This window comes from Alienimonas chondri, assembly GCF_013036045.1.
GTDB classification, from domain to species: domain Bacteria; phylum Planctomycetota; class Planctomycetia; order Planctomycetales; family Planctomycetaceae; genus Alienimonas; species Alienimonas chondri.
Map to the genome: position 1 here is coordinate 1 of NZ_WTPX01000142.1, position 11,919 is coordinate 11,919.

8 protein-coding genes are annotated in these 11,919 nt (G+C 67.3%); 5 read left to right on the forward strand and 3 right to left on the reverse strand.

Translation table 11 applies throughout. The features are described from left to right. Positions 1 to 181: 181 nt before the first annotated feature. Positions 182 to 1,081 (reverse strand): type I methionyl aminopeptidase, encoded by a 900-nt coding sequence (gene map / locus LzC2_RS17125; RefSeq protein WP_414636419.1) that lies wholly within the window; start codon positions 1,079 to 1,081, stop codon positions 182 to 184. A gap of 193 nt (positions 1,082 to 1,274) precedes the next feature. Here map and LzC2_RS17130 point away from each other — a divergent pair, with 193 nt between their 5' ends. After that, complete coding sequence (locus tag LzC2_RS17130; RefSeq protein ID WP_171189243.1) at positions 1,275 to 2,756, forward strand: sulfatase family protein; 1,482 nt, start codon at positions 1,275 to 1,277, stop codon at positions 2,754 to 2,756. Positions 2,757 to 2,792: 36 nt separating this feature from the next. Here the strand turns inward: LzC2_RS17130 and zwf are convergent, their stop codons facing one another. Next, the gene (zwf, locus tag LzC2_RS17135) at positions 2,793 to 4,370 is read right to left on the reverse strand and encodes a glucose-6-phosphate dehydrogenase (protein ID WP_315854714.1); all 1,578 of its coding nucleotides are present in this window, start codon (positions 4,368 to 4,370) and stop codon (positions 2,793 to 2,795) included. 297 nt (positions 4,371 to 4,667) lie between these two features. On the opposite strand from zwf, the gene LzC2_RS17140 reads away from it, so the two are divergent. Beyond that, positions 4,668 to 4,985 carry a transposase gene (locus LzC2_RS17140; RefSeq protein ID WP_171189244.1) on the forward strand — a complete coding sequence of 106 codons (318 nt, stop codon included), beginning with the start codon at positions 4,668 to 4,670 and terminating at the stop codon, positions 4,983 to 4,985. 120 nt (positions 4,986 to 5,105) lie between these two features. On the opposite strand, the gene LzC2_RS17145 is transcribed toward LzC2_RS17140, so the two are convergent. Beyond that, positions 5,106 to 6,746, reverse strand: a complete 1,641-nt coding sequence (locus LzC2_RS17145; RefSeq protein WP_171189245.1) for a GntP family permease — start codon at positions 6,744 to 6,746, stop codon at positions 5,106 to 5,108. 255 nt (positions 6,747 to 7,001) lie between these two features. On the opposite strand from LzC2_RS17145, the gene LzC2_RS17150 reads away from it, so the two are divergent. From LzC2_RS17150 to LzC2_RS17160, 3 genes are all read left to right on the forward strand, one after another. Next, positions 7,002 to 7,883 carry a histone deacetylase family protein gene (locus LzC2_RS17150; RefSeq protein WP_171189249.1) on the forward strand — a complete coding sequence of 294 codons (882 nt, stop codon included), beginning with the start codon at positions 7,002 to 7,004 and terminating at the stop codon, positions 7,881 to 7,883. A gap of 266 nt (positions 7,884 to 8,149) precedes the next feature. Next, positions 8,150 to 11,716, forward strand: a complete 3,567-nt coding sequence (locus LzC2_RS17155) for a protein kinase domain-containing protein (RefSeq protein ID WP_171189246.1) — start codon at positions 8,150 to 8,152, stop codon at positions 11,714 to 11,716. Further along, on the forward strand, positions 11,713 to 11,919 hold a 207-nt coding region (locus LzC2_RS17160; protein ID WP_171189247.1), incomplete at its 3' end, for a BatA domain-containing protein. The genes LzC2_RS17155 and LzC2_RS17160, both read left to right, overlap by 4 nt.

Sequence of the window (11,919 nt, forward strand, 5' to 3'; positions counted from 1 at the left end):
GGAGAGGGGTCGGGGGTGAGGGGGCTGAACCCAACCGGCCCCCCTTCACGCGGCCGACGCTCTTTGACAGTTCATGGCCCGCCCCCGCAGCAATGGATGCGGGAGAGCGATCGCTCACCCTCACCCGCGGCTCCTCTCCCTCACGGGAGAAGGGAGAATCGGCCGGCGAGCGTCGACGATTTCACTCGCCGAACCGATGTCCCTCCGCGGGGCCGTTCTGCGTGGCGGTCAGCACGTCGAGGCCGTGATCGGTCATGAATAACGTGTGCTCGAACTGGGCGCTGGGTTTGCGATCCTTGGTGCGAACGCTCCAGCCGTCGCGACGGTCCGGCTTGCCGGTGTCCTGCGTGCCGGCGTTCAACATCGGTTCGATCGTGAAGCACATCCCCGGCTTCAACACGACGTTCTTCGCCCGGTCTTCCGGGTAGTGGGGGATGCCGGGTTCCTGATGAAACTCCGTGCCCAGCCCGTGCCCCTGGAAGTTGCGAACGACGCCGTACCCGCGGTCGCGGGCCAGGCTGAAAATCGCCCGGCCGATGTCGAACACCGTGCCCCACGGTTTCGCCGCGTGGATGCCGGCCCAGAGGCTGTCGAAGGTGGCCTGCACCAGATCGACCGTTTGCGGGTCGACCTCGCCGATGAGGAACGTCTCGCTGCTGTCGCCGTGCCAGCCTTCGACGACCGTGGTCAGGTCCACGTTGACGATGTCCCCGTCCTTCAAGACGTAGTCGCAGGGGATGCCGTGGCAGACGACCTCGTTGACGCTGGTGCAGATGCTCGCGGGATAATCGCGTCCGCCATGAGCGTTCTCGTAGCCCAGCGTCGCGGGGCGGTGGCCGTGATCGAGCGTGTACTCATGGGCGATCTTGTCCAGCTCCGCGGTGGTCGCGCCGGGCGCGACGTGCGGACGCAGCACGTCCATCAGTTCCGCATTGAACCGCCCAGCCTTCGCCAAGGCCTCGTGTTCGGCCGGGCCGTAGATCGGAGCCGGCATCCGCTTTTTGAGCGGCTGGCCGTTCTTCGACTTCCCATTCGCACGCCGTCTCTTGACGGCCGGGCGGGGGGCGAGGGAGCGGAACATACGGAAGCGGGGGGCGGACGGGTCGAACGAGCGAGCGCACGATCATCCGCGCCGGCAGCGACGCGGGCAACGCCGCGGGTCGGCGACCGCCTCGGCGCGTACCGGTCTCCCGTGGAAGGCGCCTGCGAGGATGGCGGCGCGGAGGCGGACTGACGACTGTGGGGCCGCCCGTCCATGCTTCCCCCCCGCCGCCATGACCGCCGCCCTACTCCCGCTGCTGGCCTTCGCCGCCCTCCCGGACGTCGCCGAGCCCGCTGCAACCCGCCCGAATATCCTCTGGATCGTGGTGGAGGATATGTCCTGCCACTTCGGCTACCAGGGCGAACTGCTGGTGAACACGCCGCACGTCGATCGACTCGCCGCGGACGGCGTCGTCTTCGAAAACGCCTACGTCACGGCCCCGGTGTGCTCCGCCTGCCGCTCCGCATTGATCACGGGCATGTATCAAACCTCCATCGGAGCCCATCACCACCGGAGTTCCCGCGGGACGCACAAGATCCGGCTGCCCGCCCCGGTCGTCACGACTCCGGAGTTATTTCGGGCCGCGGGGTATTACACCTGCAATCTGTCGTTCTCCGCAGGCGAACGGCCCGGCAGACCGAAGCCCGGCAAGGAAGATTATAACTTCGAGTTCGATCGGGCGGCCCTCTACGACGGCGCCGACTGGTCGGGCCGAGAAGACGGGCAACCCTTCTTCGCTCAGGTGCAGCTTCATGGGGGAAAGATCCGGGGGACGAGCGAACCGGCGTTCCGAAAGCTGGCCGCCTCGCTGGACGACCCCGTCGCCCCGGACGAGGTCGAACTGCCGCCCTACTACCCGGATCTTCCCGCCTTCCGGGCGGACTGGGCGGCCTATCTCAACACCGTCCAACGAACCGACGAGGAGGTCGGTCTCATTCTCGATCGACTCGAACGCGAGGGGCTGCGGGAGGACACCGTGGTGTACTTCCTTACCGACCACGGCATCAGCAGCCCCCGGGGCAAGCAGTTTCTCTACGACGAGGGCGCGAAGATCCCGCTGATCGTCTCCGGCCCCGGGCTCGACGCCGGTGTCCGCGTCGATCCGGTTCTGCAAATCGATCTGGCGGCCGACTCGCTGTCGATGGCCGGCGTCGAGGCGCCGGCCTGGATGCAGGGACGCCCGCTGTTCGGGCCGACCGCCGAGCCGCGGTCGTTCGTCGCGCTGGCCCGCGACCGCTGCGACGAAACGGAGGATCGCATCCGTGGGATACGAGCGGGGGACTTCAAATACCTCCGAAACGATCGTCCCACTCGGCCGTACCTCCAGCCGTGTGCCTATAAAGACCACAAGCCGTTCATGATCGCCCTGCGGGCGTCGATCGCCGCGGGCGGACTGAACGCGGTGCAGTCGTTGCATCTGGCGGAGAGCCGACCGGACGAGGAGCTTTACGATCTCTCGGCGGACCCTTGGGAGGTTCGGAACCTCGCCGCCGACCCCGCCTACGCCGAGCGCCTCGCCGCCCTGCGGGAGACCTTGAACCGCTGGGAGATCGAGACGGGGGATCTGGGGCGGGAACGCGAACCGCTGCCGGCCTACGAGGCCGAAATGGAGGCGTATCTCACCCCCGGCTTCCGCGCGAGAAAGCCCGAATACAGCGCCGACGTCGAGGCGAACGTCGAACTGATGAAACGCTGGCGGGCCGCAGGTCGCTGAGCGGCGGAAATCGACCTGCGGCGTGCGGGTCGGGGATTACTCCCCGCGCCACTGGCGGCCGCTGTCGCTCATCAACTGTTCGGCGGCGTCCGGTCCCCACGTGCCGGCGGGATACTCCTGCGGTTTGTGCTCCGGCTTGGCCCACGCCTTGAGGATCGGGTCGAGGAACCGCCAGGCGGCTTCCAATTCGTCGTCCCGGGTGAACAGAGTGCGGTCGCCGCGCATCACGTCCAACAGGAGACGTTCGTACGCTTCGGGCAGCTTCGTGGGGAAGGCTTCGCTGTAGTCGAAGTCCATGCGGACGGGGTGAATCTGATACTGCATCCCGGGGCGCTTCGAGGAGAAGCTGAGTTCGATCCCTTCGTTCGGCTGCACGCGGAAGACCAGTCGGTTCGGCTGGGCGCCAATGAGGTCGCAGACGTCGCCGCTGCACTCGACGGTGCGGAAGAGCTGCATCGGCGGCAGTTTGAACTGCACGGCGATCTCGGTGAGCTTCTCCGGCAGGCGCTTGCCGGTGCGGAGATAAAAGGGCACGCCGCTCCAGCGCCAGTTATCGACCCGGCATTTCAGCGCGGCGAAGGCTTCCGTCGTGCTGCCCTCTTTGATGCGGTCCTCCTCCAGATAGCCCTTTTTGCCGTTCGCGGCGACGTATTGACCGGCGATCGCCCAGTCGTCCAGTTTCTCGCCGCCGGGCCGGAGCGCCTCCATCACCTTGCGTTTCTCGTCGCGGATATCGTCCGCGGCGAACTTCGCGGGCGGCTCCATCGCCACCAGCGCCAGCAGTTGCAAAACGTGGTTTTGCAGCACGTCCCGCAGCGCGCCGGCGGTGTCGTAATACCCGCCGCGGCCGCCTTCGATGCCCTGCGATTCGCTCACCGTAATCTGCACATGATCGACGTGCTGGCGATTAAACAACGGTTCGAAGATCCCGTTGCCGAACCGGAACATCAAGACGTTTTGAACCGTCTCCTTGCCAAGATAATGATCGATTCGATACAGCTGCGTTTCCCGCAGTTTAACGCGGAGGTCGTGGTTGAGTTCCTTGGCGCTTTCGAGGTCGGTGCCGAACGGCTTTTCGACCACGACCCGCAGCCAAGGCGGATGGTCGTCCTGATCGTCCTCGGGGATCAATCCCCCGCCCGCGAGGGCTTCGACGCAGTCGTGGAACAGGGACGGTCCGACGGCGAGATACGCGATCCGGCGATCGGTCACGCCGGCTTCGCGTTCGATCGCTTTGATTGACTCCCCCCACGCGGGGTACTGCTCCGGCGTGGCGATATCCAGCCGGCGATAAAAGAGCCGGGCGGCGAACCGGTCCCAGTCGCCGGGGGCGATCGGGGCGGTGCGGGCTTCCTCGTTCACCGCGACGTGCATCTCCTCGCGGAACTCGGCGTCCGTTTTGTCCCGCCGGGCGACGCCGATGATGGGGGAGGCGTCGGAGAGATACCCGTCTTGCCAGAGGTCGTACAACGCCGGCAGCAGTTTGCGGGCGGTGAGGTCTCCGCTGGCCCCGAAGATCACGAACGACGCGGCGCCGGCCTCGCCGTCGCTTTTGAGAATGCGGTCGGTGACCGGCTGAACGATCGGACGGATCGCGGTGGGAGCGTCGGACACGGTCTATTTCGTTGGACGGACAGGGAGATCGGACATCCTACCAGCCCGACGCGCCAGCGTCGGCCGTGCGCGTCGCGATCAGACTTCGTCCCCCCGCCGGCTGCGCCGACGGCCGACGCTGGCGCGTCGGGCTGGTATTCTGGAGCGATGTCGGCGCCGTATTCCGATCCCACTGCTTATTTCCTCACCTGGACGACGTCGGGGACATGGCTCCCAGGCGACGAACGTGGATCGATCGGTCGGGGCGGGATCCGGCTTGCCCCGGACGAACGGCGGCGTGATTTCGCCTCTCGCATCATGCGTGAGGAACCCTGCCGACTGACCGCCTCCCAACGACAGGCGGTCGAGGCGATCGTGCAGAGGCACTGCGAGATTCGAGGCTGGACGCTTCATGCGGTCAACGTACGAACGAACCACGTGCATGTGGTGCTGACTGCGACTGACGTCCACCCCAAGAAAGCTCGGACCGAACTCAAGTCTTGGGCCACGCGAGTCCTCAAACAGTTAGACGGCGCAGGACGCCTCAAGTGGTGGTCTGACGGCGGCAGCGCCCGATACATCAACGACCAATCAGGGTTGGAAGAGACGATCGACTACGTCCGCAACCGGCAATAGCCCCTGCCTACCAGCCCGACGCGCAAGCGTCGGCTGTGTGCATCGCGATCAAACCCCGTCCCCCCGCCGGCTGCGTCGACGGCCGACGCTGGCGCGTCGGGCTGGTAACGCAGGAGCTCCTCACACCAACGGCAGCGCCCAGGCCAGCAGCAGGCTGCTGAGGAACGAGGTGACGCCCAGGATCGTCAGCAGCGGCGTCCAACTCTTGAGGGTCTCCGCTTCGGTCAGGCCGCCCATCTTGGCGAAGATCCAGAAACCGCTGTCGGTCATCCAACTGCCCACCAAGCTGCCGCCGCCGATCGCGGTGCCGAGGTAGACAGGGTGAAACGGCAACTCGGCGGCGTCCGGGCCGGTGACGAACTTCGCCAGGATGCTGCTGGTCACGATCATCGCCGTGGTGCTCGACCCTTGGGCGGACTTGAGCAGCACCGCGACGCCGAAGCCCAACACCAGCAGACCGAAGCCGCTGGTGGCGCTGTCCCCGAAAAACTCGCCGATCGCGGCGCCCACGCGGGCGTCTTTCAACATCGCCCCGAACGCTCCGCCGGCACAGGTGATGAGAATAATTACGCCGCCGCTCATCAGGCTCGTCTCGACCAACCGGCCGATCGCTTCGCGGCTCGGGCGACGCTGCCGCCAGAGCAGGAACAGGCTGGCCGCGGCGCTGAGCAGCAGGGCGAAGTTCGCGTCGCCGATCACCCGGGCGTAGCCGACGAGGCCGTCCCGCCGACGACGGTACTCCACGACCGCTGGGTCGTCGTTCGTCTCGTCGGCCGCCAACGCGTCGGCGGCGCTCTCCGCGGCGCCGGGGGCCAGGGTCGACTCGATCATCCCGGCGTCCTTCATCACGCCGATCTGACCTCGCAGATAAGTGTCGCCGGACGTCTTCAACCCGACCAACGCGACCGGCAGCAGCACCGGGACCAGCGCCAGCCAGAGCGGCAGCTTCGGCGCCCGGCGGGCGTCCGCCGCCTGAGGGTTCGTGAGATGAGCCGCCGCGTCCGGGTTCGGCACGTCGGCCGGCTCGCCGCTGGCCAGCGTGTCCCCTCCCAAGCTGGTGCTGCTGTCCGGGCCGCCGGGCAGCGCGTCCGGCGCCTCCGCCATCCCCGGACCGCCCGGCGTGACGGGCATTTTCCGGTCGATCCACGAGCCGAACATCAAGCCCACAATCGCCGAAGGCAGCGCGATCAACGCTCCCACGCCCATCATCACGCCGAGGTCGATATCGAGGTTCTCCGCGAGCGTCAGCGGCCCCGGCGTCGGCGGCACGAGGGTATGCGTGATCGCCCCGCCGGCAGCGATCGCGATCAGGCACTTCAAATAATTCTTCCGGGTGCTGGCGTAATAACTGCGCGCCAACGGCACCAGCAGATAAAAGACCGTATCGAAGAAGACCGGGACGCTCAGGATATATCCGCTGCCCAGCAGGGCGATCGGGCTTTTCTCCTGGCCCAGCAGACCCACGAAGCTTTTCACGATGCGGTCCGCCGCCCCGCTTTCCAATAGGCAGGTGCCCACGACCGCGGCCAGGGCGATCACCAATCCCACGTTGCCGGCGTACCCGCCGAACGCCTCCGCCACGCGGGCCACCTTGGCTCCGACCTGCACCGCCTCGAACCCGTCGCCGTCGGCGGTCAGCGGGTTCATCAAGCTGACCGTCAGCGCCGCGGTCAGCAGGGCGAGGAAGGCGTTGATCTTGAAGCCGAGAATCAAGATCAGCACCACCGCGACCCCGACGGCGAGGATCAGAAACGGGGACATCGGCGCGGCGGGTCTGAGGACGAATGCGGAGCGAACGCCGCATGAGCGACGGCTGATCTGACCGGGGAGAATGACAGCCCGCGGGACGCCCCTCAACGCCGTCCGGCACGCGACGGGCGGCGGAATCGGAAACCGCCCCTACGATTCGCATCTCCCGCCCTCCGCGAACGAGGCGGGCACCCCTCGCTCGCCGACTCCGTGCTCTACCACACCGACACCTTCGCCCTGCCGCTGCCGGACGGGCATCGGTTCCCGATGGCGAAATACACCCTGCTGCGGGAACGCGTCGCCGCCTGGCTGGCCGATGCGGCGCCAGGGGGGCTGGAACTGAAACTCCCCCCGGCCGCGACGAATGAACAACTGCTCCGCGTGCATGCGGCGGACTATCTGCGGCGGATGAGGACCGGCGATTTGACCCGGCAGGAGGTCAATCGGCTCGGATTTCCCTGGAGCAAAGCCCTCGTGGAACGCTCCCGCCGCAGCGTTGGGGCGACGATCGCTGCCTGCGGCGATGCGGTCGCGGGGTTGCACGCCGGCCGACCGTTCGCGGCCAATTTGGCCGGCGGCACGCACCACGCGTTCGCCGATCACGGCGAAGGCTTCTGCCTGTTCAACGACGCCGTCGCCGCCGTTCGCGACCTGCGTTCGCGGGGACTGATCGAACGGGCCGCGATCGTCGATTGCGACGTCCATCAGGGCAACGGCACGGCCAGGCTCTGCGAGGACGACCCGCTCACGTTCACCCTCTCCCTGCACGGCGCCCGCAATTATCCGGGGCGGAAGGAGACCAGCGATCTGGACGTCCCCCTGTCGGACGGAACCGGGAACGCGGCGTATCTCGCGGCGCTCGCGGAGGCGCTGGGGGAACTCGATCGCCGATTCTCCCCCGACCTCGTGATTTACGTCGCCGGGGCCGACCCGTATGAACAGGACCGGCTCGGACGATTACGCCTCTCGACCGCGGGGCTGCTCGAACGCGATCGCACGGTCTATCGGTGGGCGAACGATCGGCGCCTCCCGGTCGCCGCCGTGATGGCCGGCGGCTACGCCCCGGACGTGGAGGCGATCGCGGAAATTCATTTCGGGACCGTTCGGTCCGGATTTGAGGAGATCGGTGGCGCGAGGCGGCCGTCATGACGGTCGACGGCGTCGAATCGAGTCGCAGGTCGTTCCCCGAGGCGCCGACGGAGGGCGCCGTAAAGGTCGGCTTCACTGGAAATCCCGACGAGGTCAATCGCTCTGAAATTCGCTCCCGCCGCGTTCGCCCGAGGGACGAGAACGGCGGATCGATCCCCGCCGCGGAGGACTGATCGCGGTCAAGCTGCGATGCGAAGAACGATGCGTCCGCTCCGGGCCGGCGATATGCTTCCCGGCGTTGCACAAGCCTCCGGTTCGTTCGCGTTATGTCTCGCCCCGTTGACGATTCTGAAAACGAGCCGCTCGCCGAAAACGGCGAACCCCGGAACGGCGATCCGGCGGTCCGCGCCGATGGCTCTGTTCAACCAGCGGCCCCCGAGGAGACCGAAACTCAAACTCTCGCCTCCGGGACGCCGAAGCCCGCCGATCGGCTGGAATCCGACGATCGAGCGGAAGAGGACGACACCGGCGGACGCGACGACGTCACGATGATCGCCCCCGGCGGGATCGACGCCTCCGATTCCGCCCCCCCGCCCGTCGGCGACGCCCCCCCGACGGTCGCTGAGGTTCCCCCGACGCTCGCCGACGCCGCAGTGACGGAAGCTGCGGGAGACGGCCTGTCGGAGGCGGACGGAGAGAGCCGGTTCCCCAGGGACAGCCTGGCGTTCGGCCGCTATCGCATCGAGCGGGAATTGGGACGCGGGGGGATGGGGTCGGTCTACCTCGCCCATGACATGCAACTTGATCGGGACGTCGCGTTGAAGATCCCTTCCGACGCCGCGGCCTCCTCGGCGGACCACGCCGACCGCTTCCTCGCGGAGGCCCGCGCCGCCGCCACGCTGCGGCATCGTCACCTCTGTCCGGTGTTCGACGCCGGCGAGCAGGACGGCCGGTTGTACCTCACGATGACGTATATCCCCGGCCAAAGCCTGCGGGACGCCGTCAGCGGGCCGCAACCGATCCGATCCGCGGTGCGGCTGATCGCCCGACTGGCCGACGCGATGGCCCACGCCCACGACAACGGCGTGGTACACCGCGATCTGAAGCCCGGCAACGTCATGCTGGACGAACAGGGCGAACCGTCCATTACGGACTTCGGCCTCGCCCGCCGCGTCACCGGCGAAGACCAGGGCCGCCTCACCCGGACCGGCGCCACGCTGGGCACGCCGGCCTATATGAGTCCCGAACAGATCGCCGGCCAGCACGAGCAGATCGGTCCCGGGACCGACGTCTACGCCCTCGGCGTGATGCTGTATGAACTGCTGACCGGGCGTTTGCCGTTCGAGGGGCCGGCCTCCGCCGTGATGGCCAAAGCCTACAGCGAAGACCCCCGCCCGCCCGGCGAGGTTCGCGCCGAAATGGCGCCGGACCTCCCCCCGGTCCCGCCGGCCCTGGAGGAGATCTGGCGCCGAATGACGGCCCGCGACCCCGCGGAACGGCTCGAGAGCATGCATGAGGTGCGCGACGCATTGACGGCGCTCCTCTCCGGCAGCCCCGACGGCGAAGAGGTCTCGCTCGCATCCGACGTCGTTCGCAAGGACGGACACACGACGGGGCGCCCTTCGCGGAACGCTCGGTTGCTGTGGGGCGGAGCCGCGCTCGCGGCGCTGGCGGGCACGGCGCTGGCGGTCGCCGCCATGTGGCTTCCGGAGGAAACGAGTCCGACGCCGGACGTTCCCACCCTGATCGCCGCCGGCGAGACGACGGCCGTCTCCGGCGACGCGGACGCGACGGGCGACGCGGACGCGACGGACGGCGGTCCGCTCGCCCCGGCGATCCCCTCCGTGGTCACCACCCCGGACGAACAGTGGCCGGAGGAAGGCTGGATCGATCTATTCGACGGGCGATCCCTCCACGGCTGGAACGGCGAACGGGAACACTGGTTTCTGGAGGACGGCGCTCTGACCGGGTATCTCCCGGCCAGTACGGATCGCTGGCCGGCCTATCTGCGGCATGAAGAGTTCTTCGGGAACGTTCTCATCCGGGTGGTTTATCGAAACCCGAGCGGGTTCTACAGCGGAGTCCGCGTCCGCTGGGACGGCCAAGATGAGGGCGGCGTAACGGTCTATACCTCGGACGACACGTCCGAGAGCGGCGCTGGACGCCTCCACCGGAACGACGGCCGCGACGAACCCCGCATTTCTCCAGCCCCCCTCGCGGAGGCGGCTGAGCACGCGGCGAAGACGAACGGCGAGCCGGACGGCTGGAACGTGCTCACGCTCCGGCTTGTCGGGAACGATGTCGCCTCCTATTTGAACGGCGTCCAGATTCAGCAGGAATCGTTCCCCGAACTGGCGCCGAGGGGTTCCGTCGCGCTGCGTCTGAAACCGAACAGTCAGAGTGACGTACGGCTCGAATTTCGCTCGATTCGCGTGCTTCCGCTGGACGAGAACGGCGATCCCAAACCGGTTCCCGAGCCGTCTCGATACGACGACGCGATCGATTTAATCGCGACAAACCCGCTGGAAGAGTGGACCGGCGACCGGGACGCCTTCACGATCGAGGACGGCGTCCTCATCGGCGTCTGCCCGCCCGCGTCGCCGGGCGAGCCGCTTGAAGGTCGCCTCCTCTACGCTCCCGACAAGTATCGCGATTTTCGATTCCGAGCCGCGGTGCGATCCGAGAACTGGATCTATAACGGCTTAACCGTGCGCAATGACATCGACAAGCCGACGGAAGAGTGGGGCGCCAAGATCGAGATCGCGCCGACGACGACGGAGGATCAGATCTCAAAGGGATTGATCCTGCGTCGACGCCCGAACAAGCCGCAAATCCAAGTCCACCCCGACGAAGCCGTGCAGAGACAAATTGCCGCCGCGCAGGCGACGAACGGCGAACCGGACGGGTGGGACGTTCTTGAAGTCGAAGCGCTCGGCCGGCGCCTCACGACCTTCGTGAACGGGGTCGAGGCGGCCAGCTTCTTATTCAACGATCTCAGGCCGACCGGCCCGGTCGGCGTCAGCCTCTGGCAGAACCGGGAGGATACAAACCGCTTTGAGGTTCGCGACTGGAAACTCGTCCCGTTGGAGCCGGACGAAGACCTGCTCGTCGCTCACACGGCGGCGCCGAACCTCGAAGCGGACGAGGACGGCTGGATCGATCTGTTCGACGGTCGCACGCTGAAGGGCTGGACCGGCGATGCGACCGTTTGGTCGGTTCAGGACGGTTCCCTGGTGGGACGAGCGCCGCTCGTCGGGTGGGACAAGACGTATAACCTCCGCCATCAGACGGAGTTCAAAAATGCGGTCATCCGCGTCGTCTACAAGCCGGTCAATTGGTATTACGCCGGCGTCTTCGGCCGTTATCGATCCCAGGCCGAGCAAGGCGTGCTGGCGTATACCTACAACGGATACGCCTCGAGCATGGGCGGACGGCTACGCCGAATGGACAACCGCCCCGGTCCGCCTGCAACGCCCGCGACGAACTCCGAAAACGCGTATCAAGCGCAGAAGGAGAACGGCGCACCGGAGGGCTACGACGTCATGGAGCTGCGGATTGTCGGCGACGAGGCGACGTCTTATCGCAACGGCTTTCAAACGGATCAGAGCACGTTTTCAAACCTTCCGGCGTCCGGCCGGGCGGCGTTGCGACTGGTGTCGATGAAGCATGAAGTCGCCGGCATGGAAGTGCTCTCCGTCCGCGTGCGTCCGCTCGACGACAACGGCGATCCCCTGCCCCCGCCCGCCGCGTCGTCCGATGAGGGGGAAGCGGAACCGCCGGCGCCGGAAGCCTCTGATGCGGAAGAGGCTTCGACCAATGAGTCTGCGGTGGAGACGAATGAGTCTGCGGCGGATGAGTCAACGGCTGCCGAGTGCGAGGCGGCGGGGTCGTGACGTTCGCCCACCCGGCTCTGTTATGGCTCGTCGCCTCCGCCGGCGTTCCGATCGCAATTCACTGGCTCGCCGGACGGTGGGCGCCGGTGGAGCCGTGGGCGGCGATGCGGTTCCTGACCGCCGTCACGCCGGCCCGTCGGCGGTCGGAACTCCGGGATCGGCTCGTGCTGGCCGCCCGCGTCGCGGCGCTGGCGGCCGTCGCG